Source organism: Xanthomonas sp. 3075 (genome assembly GCF_014197275.1).
GTDB lineage: Bacteria > Pseudomonadota > Gammaproteobacteria > Xanthomonadales > Xanthomonadaceae > Xanthomonas > Xanthomonas campestris_B.
Genome location: NZ_JACIFI010000008.1, coordinates 159,192 through 177,250 on the forward strand (window position 1 = coordinate 159,192; position 18,059 = coordinate 177,250).

Here is an 18,059-nt window from a genome sequence, read left to right on the forward strand (position 1 = left end):
ATCAGCGCTGCGATGGACGCGCGCCGGGCGCAGGTGCTGTTGCCGGTGTCGGTGCTGGCGCAACCGACGCGGGCCCGGCCGGCAGCTGCGGCGGCTGCGCACGCAGATAGTCGCGTACCAGCGCATCGAGCGCGGCTTCCGGGTCGCCATCGGCCAGCTGGCGATCGCGCAGATAGTTGTAGCGCGGCGCGGTCATGCGCTGCGCATCGGCCGCATCGCGGATGATGGTCGGGCGGATGAACACCATCAGGTTGGTCTTGTCGCGGTTGCGCGACTTGTGCCGGAACAGCGCGCCCAGACCCGGCACGTCGCCGAGCAACGGCACTTTCTCCACGGTCTGGCGATCGTTCTGATCGAGCAGGCCGCCCAGCGCGACGATGGCACCGTTTTCCACCACCACGCGTGTTTCGATCTGGCGCTTGTTGAACACCAGTTCCGAGGACTGCGTGCTGACCGGCCCGGCGATGGCCGAGACTTCCTGCTTGATCGCCAGGGTGATGCCGCCGGCGGTATTGATCTGCGGGCGCACTTCCAGTTCCACGCCCACGTCCTGCCGCTGGATGGTGCGGAACGGGTTGTCGTTGGCCGCGCCCAGCACTTCGCCGGTGGTGATCGGCACCTCCTGGCCCACCAGGATGCGTGCCTGCTCGTTGTCCAGGGTCATGATCGACGGGGTCGACAACAGGTTGGAGCCGGTATCGCTCTTGACCGCATCGATGATCATGCCGAACACCGCATCGTTGCTTTGTCCGGCCAGGCCGATCAAGCCGCCGCTCAAGCCGAGCAGCGATTGCGCGGCGACATTACGCGCCTGCTCCAGCACCGAATCGTCTTCTCCGTTATTGCTGCGCGTGCCGGCCGCCGCTGCGGCCAGCGGCACGATGCCCGGCGCTGCGCCGCTGTACTGGGTGGCCATCAACGGCACGGTGCCATTGCGCCCGGCCAGCAGCAGTTGCACGCCCAGGCGCTTGGCGGCGGTGTCGGAGATCTCCACCACGATCGCTTCCACCAGCACCTGCTCGCGATGCACGTCCAGCTGGCGGATCACATCCATCAAGGCGCGCTGGGTTTCCGGATCGGCATTGATGATCAAGGCATTGGAGCCGGGATACCGCACGATCACCGGGCGCTTGCCTGCCGCCGGTGCGATCACCTGCGTCTGCGCAACGCCGGCAGCGGCCGCCACATCCACCACGTTCGATCGTGTCTCCTGCCCCGGCTGCGCGTCGTTGCCTGGCGTCTGCCCGACCAGTTGCTGCAGCACCGGGAGCAATTGCTCGGCGCTGGCGTGTTGCAGGCGCACCACGCTGACATCGCCACGCCGTTCGGCGCGCCCGTCCAGATCCACCGCAGTGCGCACCACGCGCTGCACCAGTGCCGGATCGCCGCGCACGATCAACGAATTGCTGCTTTCCACCGGCAGGATCGACAACACCGCGCTGCGCTCGCCGGCCTGACCGAACAACGAGGTCAGGGTACGTGCCAGCTCCTGCGCAGAACTGTTGCGCAGGGTCAGCGTGTCGATCGCCGCACGGTCGGTATCGATCTGCGCCACCAGGCCACGGATGCGGCGCAGGTTGTCGGCGTAGTCGGCAATCAACAGGCTGTTGCCTTGCGGCATCGCCATGATGACGCCGCCGCGTCCTACCAGCGGCTTGAGGATTTCGGCAGCACTGCGCGCATCCACGCGTTGCAGCGTGAACACCTGGGTGGCAAAGCCGAGGTTGCCGCTGGCCGCACTGCCCGGCTGCTGCGCGGCAGTGTCGTCGGGAATGATGCGATACGTCGACGGCCCGCTGGACACTGCGATCAGGCCATTGGCACGCAGCACCGCCAGCAGCATGCCGAGCAGGTCCGCTTCGCTCATCGCCTGCGCGCGTGCCACGTTGACCGTGCCCTGCACGCGCGTGTCCACGATGAAGGTGATGCCGGTGGCGCGCGAGACATCCTGGATGAAGGCGCGCAGGTCAACGTCCTGCATGCGCACGGCGGGCGCGTCGGCAGCCTGCAGCGCCGTCATCGGCACGGCGGGCAGCACCAGCAACAAGGTGGCCGAAAGCAGCCAGAGCGGGCGAACAGCGATCATTGCGGGCGCTTCAAGGTCATGGTGTGGGTCTGGCCATCGCGGCGATAGGTGAGCGTGGCCGCCTGGCCGCCGCGCAGTTCGTCCTGCAGCTCGCGCAGATGCTCGGCATCGAGCGTGCGGCCGTTGATCTGGGTCAGCACATCGCCCGGCGCCAGGCCGGCCTGGCGCAGCAATGCGCCATCGCCACGCGGCATGACGGTGAAGCCACTGCCGTCCTCGCTGGCACGCAGGCCGGCGCTGGTCAGCAGTTGCTGCGGGTCCACTGCAGTCGCTCCGGCAGGAGCAGCGGCGGCGCCGACATTGGATACTGCTGCAGGCGCAGCCGTGGTTGACGTGATGGTCGCGCTGGGTGATGGCGTTGCTGCAGTCCCCGTGGCGACGACCTCGGCCAATGCCAGACGCTGCACGCCGGCACCGGTCCGCAGCAGCACGTGGTCGGCGGCGATCGCCTGCACCACCACGCCAGGCAAGACGCCGTCACCGACGCGGTACGCGCCCTGCCGGCCATCACCATGGCTGAGAAATGCTGCCGCCTGGGTACCGCCGGCGCGCACGCCATGCAGGACGATGCCCTCACTGTTGCCATCGCCAACGCGGCGAAAGAACACATCGCGGCGCAATGCAGACAGGTCGGCATCGGCATCTGCGGCAAGCTGTGCGGTGCCCAGGGGCCCGATCGGCGTGATCAGCAACCACAGCAGGCGCAGGCACTGCACTGCCAGCAAGGCGACCATCACCCACACCACCGCAGCGCGCACGCCACGCGCCGACAGAATGGTGTTGAAGGTGGGCGAAAGGCGCTGCAAGGCGGACATCCGTCATCAGGATTGCGGTCGGATGACAGAATGCGGCAGCAATGTGTCAGCCAGAAGAAACTGATGACACAACCTGACACACGGCTGGGTCACTTGAAACGCAAACGCCCGCCATGCGAAGCACGGCGGGCGTTTGCGCTCATCTCAGCGCCTGCTGGATCAGAAGCGTGCTGTCACACTGATGTCATAGGTGATGCCGGGCTGGTACTGATACAGATCCACCCGGTTGCCACCCTGGCTCTGATATTCCTGGTACTTGGTCTTGAGCAGATTGCGGGCGGCGAAGTTCACCGACAGCGTATCGCCCGACCACACCAGGCCCTTCTTGATCACCAGATCCAGCGACGTCCCAGGCTTGTCGATGTAGTCCGGCTGACCCGGACGGCCACGTGCCGAGACCCGCTCGCCGACATAGTTGGCAATCAACGTCGCCTGGCTGTGGGTGCTCTCGCTTTCCACGCCGATCTGCAGGTTGGCGATGTCATCGGACTGGCCCTGCAAGGCAGACCCGTCGCGGATGAACAGGTTTGCCTGCACCGGCGCGCTGAAGCCGAACGGCTGCACGGTATCGCTGGCGCTGGCGCTCACCTTGGACTTGGTGCGCGTGTAGTTGCCGGACACGAACACGCGGTTGTCGCCCCACCAGTTCGCCGCGATCGGCAGATCCACATACTTCTTGGCTTCCAGCTCGATGCCGTACAGATTGGCCTTGGGTGCATTGATGAAGCTCTGCACAATGCCGCCGCCCGGTGCATCGTTGACGATGGCTTCGATCGGCTTGTCGATATCCTTGTAGAACGCACCGACAGTGACGTATTCGCCAGGCTCGAAGAACCATTCGTAACGCGCATCCAGATTGACCAGCTCGCTATCGACCAGGAACGGGTTGCCGAAGAACTGGCGGTCGATATCCGGGTCCATGTACTGCTGCGGGGCCATTTCGCGGAACTGCGGACGCGCGATGGTCTTGGACGCACCAAAGCGCAGCTGCTGGTTCTCGGCGAAATTCCAGGTCACCGTCGCCGACGGCAGCGCATAGCTGTTTTCCAGCGGCGCCACGCTGTCCTGACGCGTTCCGCTGAAGATGTCGTACGGATGCACCGCCTGGGTGGCATCTTCGTAACGCACGCCAACGGTGGCACGCAGGGTCGGCACGATCTCGCCTTCGGCCTGCAGATACGCAGCCTTGACCTTCAAGGTTGCGTCGTATGCAGCCGCACCGAAGCTGCCGGTGGTCTCGCGCAGGCGCAGCAGATCGTTACTGATGTTGTAGTCGGAGATCAGGTAATCCACGCGCTGGAACTGGTTGTAGAACGGCAACGGGCCATCCAGTGCCAGGAAGCGGAATTCGCGGCTCCACGCGCTACGGTCGTTATCCAGATAAGCCAGACCGCCCTTGACGGTGAAGTCGTGCTCGATCGGCAAGCGCCAGGTCACGTCCACGCCGCCGCTGGCCACCTTGTCGTCGACCTTGCTGAAGCGCGTGTAGTTCTGCACGCGCGAGGCATCGTGCGCCCAATAGCCATCCAGCCGCTCGTAACGGATACCGGTTTCGTACGGCACATCGCGGCTGGCATTGGCCACTGCCGCGCGCCATTCGATCTTGAGGTCGTCGTATTCGCCGAAGGCGTGGGTGCCGCGCAACTGGTTGTTGATCAGCTGACGCTCGTACCACTCGGTGTTGTCGTCGCGCACATCGAAACCGGCCAGCTCGTCGCGTCCTGCACGGCTGCGCGCAACCTTCAGGGCATCGTGCACATACAAGGTGGTCCAGCCGATCTTGTGCCGCCCGTACTCCCAGCCCAGGCCCAACATGCCATTGGTGCGCACGTTGTTGCGGGTGGTAGCGAAGTCGTAGTCGGAATTGTATTCGACCGTATCACCGACAAAGATGCCGTCCTGCTGCTTGCCGGTACGCGTGCGCCATTCGTTGTCGTAACCGGCAACGGCAATGATGCCCAGCTTGGCCTCGCCCACGTCCATGCTGTAACCGGCGCTGCCGCCCACATTGACGTCAGGATCGATGCTGTCCTTTTCCTGCAGCACGTACAGATTGGCGTTGTTCAAGCTACGCCCGATGTTGCGGATGTCCTCGCGCGAGAAACTGCCCAGATCGACACGGCGGCCACTCTGGATCGCATCGCGCAACGCGGCGGGCTGCTTGCGTGCACCGTCGTCAAAGCCCCACTCGTCATCGCCGGAACCGTAATAGGTCAGGCCCTTTTCGCCGGTGCTGACGCTGTTGGCGCCGCCCCCGACGGTCAGTGACAGAAACGCCTTGTCGGGCACCGTCATCGATTGCAGATCGATCACGCCGCCGCCGAATTCGCCCGGATAATCGGCCGAATAGGTTTTTTGCACGGTCACGCTGGCCAGCACATCGCTGGGAAACAGATCCAGCGGCACCACGCGTTGCATCGGCTCGGGACTGGGCAACGGCGAGCCGTTGAACAACGCCGACGAATAGCGTTCGCCCAGGCCGCGCACATACACATACTTGCCGCGCGACAGGCTCAAGCCGGTCACGCGCGTCAACGCCACCGCAGCGCTGCTGTCGCCGGTGCGCTCCATGTCTTCGCGGGTGACGAACGACGCCACCTCGGAAGTCTGCAGCATCGGTTCGGGAATGTAGTCGCCACGCACCACGACCTGGTCAAGCTGCTTGGGCGTGCTGGTGTTGCCGGTAGCGCCGGCATCGGTGGTGGTCGATTGCGCCAACGCAACACCGGAGAACAACAAGGTGGAAATGGAAAGAGACAGGCCCGTCCTGGAGAGACGGGCGACGGCGGAGGTTCGCATCGTGGGAGCCCTGGCAACAGAAAGATGAAGCTGGACGCATCACGCGGCGACCATCAGGCCGCCGCGTGATGCTATGCCTCAGCAGGGACGATCGGCGGTCAGGCCGCAGGTCCAACCCTGCCACCAGGTATCGTTGGCATCACGCACGCCACCGATGTAATTCACCTGCTGGAAGAAGCTGCTCACCCCGTTCAAGCCCTGGAAGGCCGGTACGGCGGTTTCGTTGGCGCCGTTGATGAAGGTGCTCTGCAGCGTGGACACGCCGTTGGCGACGTTGTTGGTGCCGGCCGCAAACTGGGTGGCCGCACGTGCATCGCTGCCGAAGGCGGTCGGGCAGGCGAAGAACACCGAGTTGAACGTCCCGAGCGTGTCGGTATCGGCCAGGTTGAAGCACACCAGGCCATCACCGGTGCCACCGGCCGGGCGGGTGAATACCGAGTTGTAGAACGCGGCCTGGGTGCCCTGGTTGAGCATGATCGCCGCACCGGCGCGCGCATTGCCCACGTAGGTGAAGTTGGCCACCTTCGGACGCGAGTACGGCTGGCGTCGCAGGCTGCTCCACTCGTTCATGCGGTCGCCGCCACCGGCGCGCTGCACCACGATGCCGAACTGCAATGCGCCGCTCCAACCGGCATCGGTGTCGAGCGAATCGTCGTCGGCGCCGGTGATGACCACGTGGCTACCGTTGACCGTACCGCCGAACCATTCGATACCGTCGTCGGAGCTGTTGTGGATCTGCACGTAGTCCAGCTTGGTGCCGCTGCCCACGCCGGCCAGGGTGATGCCCTGCAGCTCGTTGTTGGGCGAAATTTCAAAGCCCGAGTACATCACGCGCAGATAGCGCATGGAACCGCTGTTGTCGGTGGCGCTGTTGCCGCCGTAGAACGCGTTGGTGCCTTCGACCTGCGCCTGGCACTCCGGCGTACCGGAAACCGTGGTGCCCGGGCAGTTGTTGATGGCCGCACGGCCCAATACCACGATGCCGCCCCAAAGACCGATGGTGTTGGCGCTGACCTGCCCCTCCAGCGCCTGACGCGCGGTGAACACGATCGGTGCGGTCGCGCTGCCTTCGGCAAAGAGTTGCGAGCCACGATTGACCACGATGTAGTCGCTGCCCGACGAACCGTACAAGGTCGTGCCCGGTTCGATGGTCAGCACGCCCTGCGTGCTGCCGGCTGCCGGCGCGGTGGCGTTGCCGCCGCGATCGGTACCGACATTGACGCGGCCGCTGATCGAATATGCGGTGCCGGCGCGCGCCGGGACCACCAGATTGCCGTTGATGGTTTCCGGCAACTGGCAGGCACGCAAGCTGTTGTTGGCAATGGTGCCGACGTTGGAGAAACCGGTCGGGCAATCCGCAGCCGGGCCGGTCGGTGAAGGGGCCGGTGTGGGTGCCGGCGTCGGCGCGGGCGTTGGCGTCGGCGCAGGTGCCGGCGGGAAGGCGCCCTCGCCCGGCGAGGCGACACGGTCGGCGCCACCACCGCAGGCCGACAACGCCAGCGCGGTACCGAAAGTCATAAGAAGTGTCTTACTGCTGTTGCGAACGGACATGCGGCTGATCTCCAGGTCAAGAAAGGTCCGGTATGAAGAGGAGTCGTCAAGAATGGTTGCGTTCCGCTCACTGCAGTGGCGAGCACGTTCAAGATCCCCGCTGCTTTTATAGAGGTCGTCTGTTGCATTTGTCTTACGGCGACATAATTGACACATTGCTGCCACACACCGACACGACTGTAGCGGCATGACTTCCCACCCCATCCCCGCCCCCCTGGGCGACTGGATCATCGCCCAGGCGCTGGCCGGCCAAGCGCCCGAGCAGGCATTGCAGCCGCTGCTGGAGCAAGGCTGGAACGAGCAGGACGCCATCGACGCGGTCGAAGCGTTGCTGCGCGAGCACATCCAGCAACATGCGCGCACGCACGCGCTGCCACTGCCGGTGCGCGTGCCCGCACTTCTGCAGGACAACGACGCTTCGCTGCTGGACCTTGGCGATCGCCAGGTGCATGTGCTGGTCAGCCTGTTGCTGCCACGCGTGGTCGTGCTCGGTGGCTTCCTGTCCGATGCCGAATGCGATGCACTCATCGCGCTGGCGCAACCACGGCTGTCGCGTTCGCGCACGGTGGATCATCGCAATGGCGCGCAGATCGTGCATGCCGCACGCACCAGCGACAGCATGTGCCTGCAACTCGGCCAGGACGCGCTGTGTGCGCGTATCGAAGCACGCATCGCACGCCTGCTTGACTGGCCGGTCGACCACGGCGAAGGGCTGCAGGTGCTGCGCTATGCCACCGGTGCCGAGTATCAACCGCACTACGATTACTTCGACCCTGCTGCTGCAGGCACGCCGGTGTTGTTGCAGGCCGGCGGCCAGCGCGTCGCATCGCTGGTGATGTACCTCAACACGCCCGAACGCGGTGGCGCCACGCGCTTTCCCGACGCGCATCTGGACGTGGCCGCAGTCAGAGGCAATGCGGTGTTCTTCAGCTACGACCGCCCGCATCCGATGACGCGTAGCCTGCATGCCGGCGCGCCGGTCCTGGCCGGCGAAAAGTGGGTGGCGACCAAGTGGTTGCGCGAACGCCCGGTGCGCATGCCCGGTTGAGCGCGGCGACAGACACACCGCACGCAATGGCCGGCGGCGCGGCGGCGGCAGGAACGAATCAGCATGTTCTGCGGCGGCGGCATCTCCCCCGCCCGGGGTGCCCCGAGCGCGCCTGATCGCGCCACCCACGCGACGTCTGCCAGCAAGCGCGAACCAGATCCAGCCACCGGCTGCTCCTTGGTGCGATGCGGTGTGCTGCAGCGCCATTGCGTCCAGGCAATGCTCGGGCAAGAGGCGGGGACGCCTGAACCATCACCATCCATTTATGTTATAATATTGCACACGCTGACACATACACGCCGGTCAGCCTCGTCACTTCGCATTGGTGCTGTCCGATCCATGAAAACCCACATTCTTGCGGCGGCTGTCGTCGCCGTTCTGCTTGCCCCCGAAGCGCGCGCACAATCATCGGATTCGGCGCTGACGCTCGGCAAGGTCGATGTTCACCAGCATGGCGAAGGCCAGCTCACCGCACACCAGGTATTGACCTCGGTGGATGTGCTCGGCGCCGACCAGATCGCAGACAAGAACGTCTCCTACAGCTGGGAACTGCTCGGACAGATGCCGGGCATCCAGCTCACCGAGACCCGCCAGGGCGCCGAGTCCGGCAAGGTCAGCTTCCGCGCCTTCAACGGCGAGGGCTATCTCAATGCGATCAAGACCCTGATCGACGGCATTCCCAGCAACGTCAATAGCGGCAACCAGCGTTTCATCGACATGCTGTTTCCGCTGGAAATCAGCTACATCGAAGTGGTGCGCGGCACCAACGACCCGCGTTACGGGCTGCACAACATCGGCGGAAACATCAACTTCGGCACCCGCCAGGGCGGCAACTACACCGACGCCCGCCTGACCTACGGCAGCTTCAATACCCGCGATGCACAGCTCGCCGTGGGGCGCGAACGCGATGGCTTCGCGCAGAACTACTTCGTCGGCGTCCAGGCGTCGGACGGCTATCGCGACCACGATACCTCCAGCAAGTATTCGTTGGGCGGCAAGTGGTTCTACGGCAATCTCGATGACGGCATGCGCATCGGCCTGACCGCACGCGTGTACCACAACCAGGCCGATGAACCCGGCTTTATGACCGCAGCGGAGATGCGGGCAGACCGCCGCGCCTCGGACCTGCGCAATCGCAACGATGGCGACGACCGCGACATGCGCCAGCTCGGCGTACACATGGACCTGAAGCTGGCCGAAGGCCTGTTCCTGGGCACCAAGCTGTACCACAACAGCTACGAGGACGACCGCCGGGTGACCTTCAGCGACCTGCCCACCGGCAATGCGCCGCGCCAGCGCCGGATGTGGGACGAGTCGCAGGTCGGCATGCTCAACACGTTGACCTGGCGCAGCAGCGACACGCTCACCCTGGAAGGCGGCGTCAACTACGAGCATCAGGACAACGCCTACCGACGCGAGCGCTTCAGCTACGCCGAGCCCACCAACTTCAACGCCACGCCGGCACGCATCCAGAACGACGACCGCCATACCTTCGACAACTGGGGCGCCTACGTGCAGGCGATCTACCAGCCGATCGAGGCGCTGAAGATCGTCCCGGCCTACCGCGTGGATCGCTTCGACGGCGACACCCAGTTGCCGGGCGGCGTGCGCGCACCGCTGCAGCGCTACGGCACCATCGAGCAGCCCAAGCTCAGCCTGGTCTACGCGTTTAATCCAACAACCAACCTCTATGCCAACTGGGGCCGCACCTTCCAGGTGCTGACCGGCTCCACCGCCCCGGCCTATCTCACCGCCGGCCAGGCCGACGTGCGCCCGTCCACCAACACCGGCATGGAGCTAGGCATGAAATTCAGCCCGTTTGCGGGCAGCCAGGCACGCATCGCGGTGTGGCAGCAGGATGCGGCAAACGAGGTCTCCAACATGCCGGCCACCGGCACCACCGTCACCCTGGGCAAGACCCGCCGTCGCGGCGTGGACGCGCAGATCAGCGCGCAGCTGGGCGACAAGTGGACGCTGTGGGCGTCGCATGCCTACCAGGAAGCCAAGATCGCCCGCGACGACCGCGATGCCAGTGTGTCGCTGCAAGGCAACGAAGTTGCCGCAACGCCGCGCTACATCAGCAACATCGGCGTGGACTACCGCGCAACCGATGCCCTGCAACTGGGCCTGCAGGGACGCGCCCAGGGCGATTACTATCTGGAAGAGCGCAACATAGCCGGCAAATACGGCGGTTTTGCAACGCTGGACCTCACTGCCAGATACACCATCAACCCGGCCTGGAGCGTGGACCTGCAGGTTCGCAACGCCACCGGCCGCGAGTACGCCTATGTCTGGTACGACAGCTTCTTCTGGTCACAGGCGCAACCGATGTTTTCGCCAGCGGCCGGGCGTCAGCTCTACATCGGTCTGAACATGAAGCTGTGACGCGGCGCGATCAGATCGGTTGACCGAATCGCTCGCATGCGGCAACGGCCGCGTGCGAGCCGACTGCGCCACAGGCACTCGCTGTGGCATGGCAACAGCTCACCAATAATGCGGTGAGTCTGGTGGCGACGGTCCGCTGATCGTCGCCACGTCACTGCTGCGGCCACACCGCAGGCCACTTACCGGTATTGATCTGGCTCAACGCGTCCAGGCATCCATCCCAGGCACGCGAGCGCGGTGCACTCATCGCCGCGCGAACAGGCGCTGATCCATCCGCAGCATCACAAAGCGCAGCCGCGTCCTGGCCAGACACAACCCGGCCAGGATGCCCAGCGTATCGGCCAGCGCATCGAACGGGTCGGCGCTGCGATTGGTGGTGAACGCGCCTTGCGCAATCTCGATGCCGATGCCCAACAGCACCAATCCGAACGCCGCAAGCAGCAGCGCGCGGCGCGTGGCGAACAATTGCACCGCGCCCCAGCACAGCAACGCGAAGGTGAGGAAGTGCTCGCCCTTGTCACTATTGGACGGCAGCTCCGGGAACTCCGGCGGCGGCCCCAGGCAGACCGCAATCACCACGCCGATCGCTGCGATCCACAACCCCACCCACAGCCGCGGCCGATGGAACGGGCGCAGCGGCGGGGTCACAGCCGCCATGTGAGATCGCCCAGCAGAAATGCCGGCGAAAAATCCACATCGCGGGCAAAGCCCATCACCTGGAAGCGCTCGCCCATTTCGCTGGGCAGGGTCAGCCGCTTGATCTGCTCACGCAGCCGCATGCGCCCCACTTCATCGGTACGGGTATCGGCCTGCGCCAACAGCGTGTCCAGGCCATTACCGAGCAGGAAACTCGCCTGCGTGCAGTAACCCGCCAACTCGAAGCCGGCCCCGGTGCCGGCCTCGGCCAGCGCGGTGAAGTCCACCGACGCGGTCAGATCCTGCAGGCCGGGCCAGCGATACAGATCTTCGTGCGTGCGATGGCGGTAGAACGCCCGCAAGGTGCCGTCCTCGCGCTGCGCACGATAGAACTCGCCACGCGGGTAGCCGTAATCGACGAACAGCATCGCACCGCGCTTCAGGCCACCGGCCACCGCCTGGATCCAGTACGGTAGCTGCGGCAGCAGCTCGGAGCGATACCCATCGGCGAACGGCTGCTCCAGATACCGCTCCAGATGCCGTACCGCCGCACCCAGCAATGCATCGGCGGGCTGCTCGCCACGCGCAAAGTGCTGCTGCGCATCCAGCACCACGGTTTCCTCATACACCTCGCCATCGCGCAGCGCGAAGCGCGGCGTGGGCAAGGCGTCGATCACTTCGTTGGCGAACAGCACCCCGTCCCAATCGTCGGGGAACGGACCATCCAGCCATTCGACCAGATCGAACACCGGTGGGATCAACGTGCGTCCCAGCCGCTCGCGCTGCCGTTCGCGCAGATCCGCACTGGGTTCCAGGATCGCGTAGCGCTCGGGAAGCGCATCCAGTTCGAGCAGGCGCTTGAGCGTGACTTCGGCAAATGCGCCGCTGCCGCCGCCCACTTCCAGCACGCGCGCCTGCGGGCCGAGCTGCTGCAGCACCGGCGCCAGCGCGCCGGACACGGTGGCCGCGAACAAGGGCCCCAGCTCCGGTGCGGTGACGAAATCGCCAGCCTCGCCGAACTTGCTGGACCCGGCGCTGTAATAGCCCAGGCCCGGCGCATACAGCGCCAGCTCCATGAAACGGGAGAACGGAATCGCACCACCGGCAGCGGCGATTTCGGCGCGCACATGCGCAGCCAGGCGATCGCTGTGCGCCAGTGCATCCGGATCGGGAGTGGGGAGGTCGGCGTGCATGCGGGCACCGGTTGCGAGGACAATGCACAGGATAGCCGAGCCCTTTGCAACGCCGAGCGAGTACGCCATGACAGACAGTTCCAAGGTGGTGTTGATCACCGGCGCAGGCCGCCGTATCGGCGCGCAGATCGCCACCACGCTGCACGCGGCCGGTTATCGGCTTGCCCTGCATGCGCATCGCTCCGGCGAAGCGCTCGACGCGCGCGTGGCCGCGCTGTGTGCGCAGCGTGCGGGCAGCGCGCTGGCCTTGCACGCCGATCTGCGCTTGCCCGAAGCACCAGCGCAATTGGTCGATGCCTGCATCGCGTCGTTCGGCCGCCTGGATGGGGTGGTCAACAATGCCTCGGCGTTCTATCCCACCGCGCTGGGCGAAGCGACTGCAGCGCAGTGGGACGAGCTGTTCGCAGTCAACGCACGCGCGCCGTTCTTCATCGCCCAGGCCGCTGCCGCGCAGTTGCGCCTGCACCACGGCGCCATCGTCAACCTCACCGATCTGCATGCACAGCAACCGATGCGCGATCACCCGCTGTACGGCGCCTCCAAGAGCGCGCTGGAAATGCTGACCCGCTCGCTCGCGCTGGAACTGGCACCGCAGGTCCGGGTCAACGCGGTCGCGCCCGGCGCGATTCTGTGGCCGGAACAAGGCAAAGCATCGGACGCAAAACAGGCGTTGCTCGCACGCACGCCGCTGGCACGTATCGGCACGCCGGAAGAAATTGCCGAAGCGGTGCGTTGGCTGCTGGACGAGGCCAGCTTCGTCACAGGCCACACCTTGCATGTGGACGGTGGCCGCCAGCTCAGTTGAGCGGCACGCGACCACGCCAAACGCCACCAACTGCGGACGGCCGGCACCGCTGCGCGGCATCCAACGCGACGACGGCATCGGCCAGCATGGCCTTGGCCGCGCCGTCGCCGTCCGCATCCATCCAAGGGCTGCTCGTGAATGTCCTAGCGGTCCTAGCGGCCAGGCACTGGCCGCACCGCACCGCCGCGCTAACGCGCCACCACCGCGGCTGCAGGGTCCGCATCCAGTTCCACCGTGGCAAACGTGTCGCCGTAGTGCGGGTGCGCCTGCCATAGCGTGGCCAGCGTCTGGCCGCTCAGCGGGTCGACGAAGTCGGGCGCGATATCGGCCAGCGGCTTCAACACGAATGCGTGCTTGAGCTCGGGTCGCGGAATACGCAGGTGGCCCGGCCCTTCGACGATGCAATCGCCGAAGAACACCACATCCACGTCCAGGGTGCGGTCGCTGAAACGCGGGCCGCTGCGGTCGCGGCCGTGCGCGTCTTCCAACGCATGCAGCCAATGATCAAGCGCGTACAGGCCCAGATCGCTCTCCAGCACCACCGCGTTATTGACGAAGTCCGGCCCGTCGAAGCCCACCGCCGGCGTGCGATACGCCGGGGAGACACGCAGCGGGCCAAAGCGCGCGCGTAAGGCATCGACGGCCAAGCGCAGGTAATGGGACGGCTGGACGTTGCTGCCCAGGCTGAGAAGCACGGTGGTCATGCGTTATTCGCGCATGCGGCCGGCACCAACGTCAACCGTCGCCAGCGCGCTGCGCTTGCAGCAGTGCGCTGGCAACACACCGGAACCAGACGGTCAGGCCACTTCGAGCGCATGCGATACGGCACGGAACACACGGCGCATCTCCAGCGGCTTGCGCAGCACGTGCACCGGGATGTCCGCCGGAAAATGCACGCGTTGCAGCGGCGCGCCAACATCTTCGAGCACGATTGCCGGGCCTTGATAGCCAAGCTCCTGCATGCTCAACAACACGCTGACCGCCGAGAGCAGGATGATGTCGCTGTCGATGATCACCAGATCCGGCATGGCGTGTTGTTGCACCAGTTGCAGGGCAGCGGCGCCGTCGGTCGCCAGCTGCGGCTGATAGCCCTGACTGGACAACGCATTGCCCAGCAACGACAGGCGCGTGGCCTCGCCATCCACCAGCAGGATGCGCTGCCCACGGCCCAGCGCCAGCGGCGGCTCGGCGTCGGCGACGGCAACCACGGCCCCGCGCATCGGCACGATCATGTCAAAGCGCGTGCCCTCCCCCAGCCGGCTATCGACCAGGATGCTGCCGCCATAGCTTTCCACGATGCGCTTGCACGAGATCAGCCCCAGGCCGGTGCCATCGGCCTTGGTGGTGAAAAAGGGACTGAACAGGCGCGCGCGCGTTTCATCGCTCATCCCCACGCCGGTGTCGGCCACGCTCATGCGCACGCGCGCCTCGTCGTAGCGATCGGCCGACAGGACCAGCGTTCCGCCCGCCGGCATCGCCTGGATCGCATTCAAGCCAAGGTTGAGCAGGCACTGCTGCAATTCGGTGTGGTTGGCTTCAATGGTCAGATCCGCAGTGATCGTGTCCATCTGCAACCGCACGCCATCGGGCAGGCTGCTCTTGAGCAGCATCTGCACGCCCTGGAACAGATTGGCGATGGACACCTGCTCGCGCGGTTTGTTGGAGCCGCGCACGAACGACAGCATCGACTCGGCCATCTCGTGCCCACGTCGGCCGCACTCGGCCACCACGTTGGCCAGCTGACGCAGCTGCGGGTCGTCGGTGCGTCCGGCCAGCAGGTCGGGCACGATCAGCAACGGCTGCAGGATGTTGCGCAGGTCATGGCTCAAACCGGCCGCCAGCATCGCCAGGCTTTCCAGCCGCTGCGCGCGCATCAACTCGCTCTCCACACGCTGGCGTTCCAGGTCCGCACGCGCTTCGCGGATCGCGCGGATCACCGCGCTCGGCAGGCGGGTCGGGTTGTGCTTGATGATGTAATCGTTGGCGCCGTCCTGCAGCGCCTTGACCGCCGTCTCCTCGCCCATGGTGCCGGAGACGAAGATGAAGGGCGTGGCGCCGCCCTGCCGCACCAGACGCAGCGCCTGGTGGCCAGAGAACCCGGGCATGCTCAGATCCGACAGCACGATGTCCGGCTGAAACTGATCCAGCGCCGCGCGCAGCGACGGCTCGCTGTCCACGCGCTCGAAGGACGCATCGATGCCGGCCTCCAGCAACTGATCGGACAACAGCTCGGCGTCTTCCGGTGAATCTTCCACCAGAAGGATCTTCAGCTGCTCCAGCTTGCCACCCTCATGCGGCATGATTCAGTCCAGCTCCGGTGCCTGATTGATGACCGCCCAGAACGTACCGAGCGTCTTGACTGCGTTGAAGAACTGATCCACGTCCACCGGCTTGACCACATAGGCGTTCACGCCCAGGTCCCAGCTACGAGCCAGGTCGCTCTCTTCGCGCGAGGACGACAGGATCACCACCGGCAAGCGCTTGAGCGCCTCATCGCTGCGCACCTGCTTGAGCACTTCCAGCCCGTCCAGGCGCGGCATCTTGATGTCCAGCAGCAACACGGCCGGCAAGCCTTCCTCGCGGTCGGCAAACATGCCACGACGCAGCAGATAGTCCATGGTTTCCACGCCGTCTTCGACGTGCACGATGGGATTGGCCAGACGGGCTTCGCGCAGGGCGTCGACCGCCATCTCCGCATCGGCCGGGCTGTCTTCTGCCAGAAGAATGGTACGGATGGCGGTCATACGGTGAGCTCTTGGTTGGGCGCTTCATGCGCAGGGGGAAGCACAAAATAAAAAGTAGCACCTTCATCGACCACGCTTTCGGCCCAGACCCGGCCGCCGTGACGCGTCAGCACGCGTCGCACGCTGGCCAGACCGATACCGGTGCCGGGGTATTCGCTGGCCTTGTGCAGGCGCTGGAACACACCGAACAACTTGGCGCTGTATTCCATGTCGAAGCCTGCGCCGTTGTCGCGCACGCTGAACTGATGGCCGCCGTCGGCCATGGGCGTATAGGCGACCTCGATCCTGGCCACTTCACGCTTGGCGCTGTACTTGACTGCATTGCCCAGCAGGTTCATCCATAGCTGGCGCATCATGTTTTCGTCGGCCACCAGCACCGGCAGCGGCGCGATATTCCAGTCCACACGGTGGCCGGTGTTTTCGCTCTGCACACTGGAATCCAGAATCGCGCGTGTTTCGGCGACCAGCGACTGCATGTCCACCGCCTGCAGACGCAGCGCACTGCGGCCCAGCCGCGAATACACCAGCAGGTCGTCGATCAGCGAGGCCATGCGCCGCGCCGAACTGCTGATCACCTCCATGTAGTGGCGCGACTTCTCGTCGGCCGCATCGCCCAGATGACGCGCCAGCTTGTCGGAGAACCCGGCCACGTGACGCAATGGCGCGCGCAGGTCGTGCGAGACCGAATAGCTGAAGGCTTCCAGCTCGCGGTTGACTTCCGACACCTGCTCCATCTTGCCTTCCATCTGCCGGTTGAGCTCCTGGATGCGCAGTTGCGAGGCTTTCTGCAGGCTGATGTCGCTGACGGTCATCAGCACCACGTCTTCGTCGCTGGTGTCCGGTAACGGCATGCGGCGGGCGTTGATCAACATGGTGCGCAATACGCCATCGGCGGCGCGCTGCTCGTGCTCGAAATCCCACAATTCGCGGTCGCGCAGCAACACGTCGGCCAGCCGCTGATGGATCTGCGGATCGCGCCACACGCCCTCACCCACCTCTTCCAGGGGCATCGCTTCATTGCCCTGCTCTTCCAGTCCATACAGCTCGGCGAAGGCCGGGTTGTGCAGCAGGATGCGCTGCTGCGCATCCAGCAACACGATCGGCTCGCGCACCGTCTGCAGCACCGAGGACGCACGGCCGTTGGCGCGCAGGTATTCCTGTTCGGCCGCCAGGCGCCGCCGGATCTGCCGCTGCAGCAACCAGGTCACCGTGCCCAGCAACAGCAGCTGCACCACCAGCGCCGCCCAACTCAACACCACGTAATGCCCGCGGTCGGTCTCGGCTCGCCGGTTGCGCAGATCCAGCAAGTAACCCTCGGCCGTTTGCAGATCGTCGATCAGCGAGCGAATCGGGTTGTTCGCGGTCATGTCTTCGATCAGCGCCCGGATCTCATCCGGTGCGCTCGTCGATGCGATGCGCTCGGCAAGCTGCAAGCGACGCTCGATCGTGCTCTGGATACGCCCCAGGCGCACCTGCTGCGGCGGGTTGTCCTTGGTCAGGACGATCAGCCGCTCCACTGCGGCCAGCGACTCGCGCCGGCCGCGACGCATGCGCTCCAGCAATGCCGGGCGCTCTACCCCGTGCGAACGCATCAGCGCCGCCGATTCGGTATCGCGCATCGCCGATTCCAGGCGCTGGGCGGTCTCCTGCACGTCCTGGCTGTGCGAGACCCAGCGCGCGGCCTGATTGGCGCTACGCGCCATCTGCTGCAGCAGCAAGGACGGCACCACCACGATCAGGAACACGGCAACCACCAGTAAAGGCAGGCGCCAGCGATCCCATCTGTCTGCGTGGACCGTTGTCTGCATCGGTAATCCAAATCCGCTCGCTACAAGGCCCAAGGCCGACCCGGTATTGTCCCCGATCGGGCGCACATTAAGATTAATGATTCAGACAAATCTACCGGAAAGGCGACATAGCTGAATGGGCATATCATAAGTGTTGCCGCGCCGAAACGGTGAGCGCGTCTTGCTGTTGCATGGATCGCATCGATGCGC

At 65.2% G+C, this 18,059-nt stretch carries 14 protein-coding genes; 3 read left to right on the plus strand and 11 right to left on the minus strand.

Annotated features, from left to right (window positions below; translation table 11 throughout):
• Position 1: 1 nt before the first annotated feature.
• From gspD to GGR62_RS09885, 4 genes are all read right to left on the minus strand, one after another.
• Positions 2-2,086 carry a type II secretion system secretin GspD gene (gspD, locus tag GGR62_RS09870; RefSeq protein ID WP_184407721.1) on the minus strand — a complete coding sequence of 695 codons (2,085 nt, stop codon included), beginning with the start codon at positions 2,084-2,086 and terminating at the stop codon, positions 2-4.
• Complete coding sequence (locus GGR62_RS09875) at positions 2,083-2,901, minus strand: type II secretion system protein N (RefSeq protein ID WP_184407722.1); 819 nt, start codon at positions 2,899-2,901, stop codon at positions 2,083-2,085. The genes gspD and GGR62_RS09875 overlap by 4 nt, the downstream gene beginning before the upstream one ends.
• A 159-nt stretch (positions 2,902-3,060) precedes the next feature.
• Complete coding sequence (locus GGR62_RS09880) at positions 3,061-5,700, minus strand: TonB-dependent receptor (protein WP_184407723.1); 2,640 nt, start codon at positions 5,698-5,700, stop codon at positions 3,061-3,063.
• A gap of 78 nt (positions 5,701-5,778) precedes the next feature.
• Positions 5,779-7,251, minus strand: coding sequence for a hypothetical protein (locus GGR62_RS09885; protein ID WP_184407724.1), 1,473 nt, complete (start codon positions 7,249-7,251; stop codon positions 5,779-5,781).
• A gap of 187 nt (positions 7,252-7,438) precedes the next feature.
• Here GGR62_RS09885 and GGR62_RS09890 point away from each other — a divergent pair, with 187 nt between their 5' ends.
• Both GGR62_RS09890 and GGR62_RS09895 read left to right on the plus strand, forming a co-directional pair.
• Positions 7,439-8,299: a 2OG-Fe(II) oxygenase gene (locus GGR62_RS09890; protein ID WP_184407725.1), complete on the plus strand. Its 861-nt coding sequence runs from the start codon at positions 7,439-7,441 to the stop codon at positions 8,297-8,299.
• Between the two features lie 339 nt (positions 8,300-8,638).
• The gene (locus tag GGR62_RS09895; protein ID WP_184407726.1) at positions 8,639-10,684 is read left to right on the plus strand and encodes a TonB-dependent receptor; all 2,046 of its coding nucleotides are present in this window, start codon (positions 8,639-8,641) and stop codon (positions 10,682-10,684) included.
• A 243-nt stretch (positions 10,685-10,927) separates the two neighbouring features.
• On the opposite strand, the gene GGR62_RS09900 is transcribed toward GGR62_RS09895, so the two are convergent.
• Positions 10,928-11,341, minus strand: coding sequence for a VanZ family protein (locus GGR62_RS09900; RefSeq protein WP_184407727.1), 414 nt, complete (start codon positions 11,339-11,341; stop codon positions 10,928-10,930).
• On the minus strand, positions 11,329-12,582 hold the full coding sequence (locus tag GGR62_RS09905; protein WP_184407728.1) for an SAM-dependent methyltransferase: 1,254 nt from the start codon (positions 12,580-12,582) through the stop codon (positions 11,329-11,331). The genes GGR62_RS09900 and GGR62_RS09905 overlap by 13 nt, the downstream gene beginning before the upstream one ends.
• Between GGR62_RS09905 and GGR62_RS09910 the strand changes: the two genes are divergently transcribed.
• The gene (locus GGR62_RS09910) at positions 12,581-13,318 is read left to right on the plus strand and encodes a pteridine reductase (protein WP_184407729.1); all 738 of its coding nucleotides are present in this window, start codon (positions 12,581-12,583) and stop codon (positions 13,316-13,318) included. The genes GGR62_RS09905 and GGR62_RS09910 overlap by 2 nt on opposite strands.
• Here GGR62_RS09910 and GGR62_RS21170 read toward each other — a convergent pair.
• The 5 genes from GGR62_RS21170 to GGR62_RS09930 form a co-directional block, all read right to left on the minus strand.
• A complete protein-coding gene (locus GGR62_RS21170; RefSeq protein ID WP_260305765.1) occupies positions 13,311-13,439 on the minus strand; it encodes a hypothetical protein in 129 nt (42 codons plus the stop codon). The two genes, GGR62_RS09910 and GGR62_RS21170, sit on opposite strands and share 8 nt — an antisense overlap.
• Positions 13,440-13,506: 67 nt before the next feature.
• On the minus strand, positions 13,507-14,022 hold the full coding sequence (gene folK / locus GGR62_RS09915) for a 2-amino-4-hydroxy-6-hydroxymethyldihydropteridine diphosphokinase (protein ID WP_184407730.1): 516 nt from the start codon (positions 14,020-14,022) through the stop codon (positions 13,507-13,509).
• Between the two features lie 93 nt (positions 14,023-14,115).
• Positions 14,116-15,618: a hybrid sensor histidine kinase/response regulator gene (locus GGR62_RS09920; protein WP_184407731.1), complete on the minus strand. Its 1,503-nt coding sequence runs from the start codon at positions 15,616-15,618 to the stop codon at positions 14,116-14,118.
• Between the two features lie 3 nt (positions 15,619-15,621).
• A complete protein-coding gene (locus GGR62_RS09925; RefSeq protein WP_184407732.1) occupies positions 15,622-16,062 on the minus strand; it encodes a response regulator in 441 nt (146 codons plus the stop codon).
• On the minus strand, positions 16,059-17,870 hold the full coding sequence (locus GGR62_RS09930) for an ATP-binding protein (RefSeq protein WP_184407733.1): 1,812 nt from the start codon (positions 17,868-17,870) through the stop codon (positions 16,059-16,061). The genes GGR62_RS09925 and GGR62_RS09930 overlap by 4 nt, the downstream gene beginning before the upstream one ends.
• Positions 17,871-18,059 lie beyond the last annotated feature (189 nt).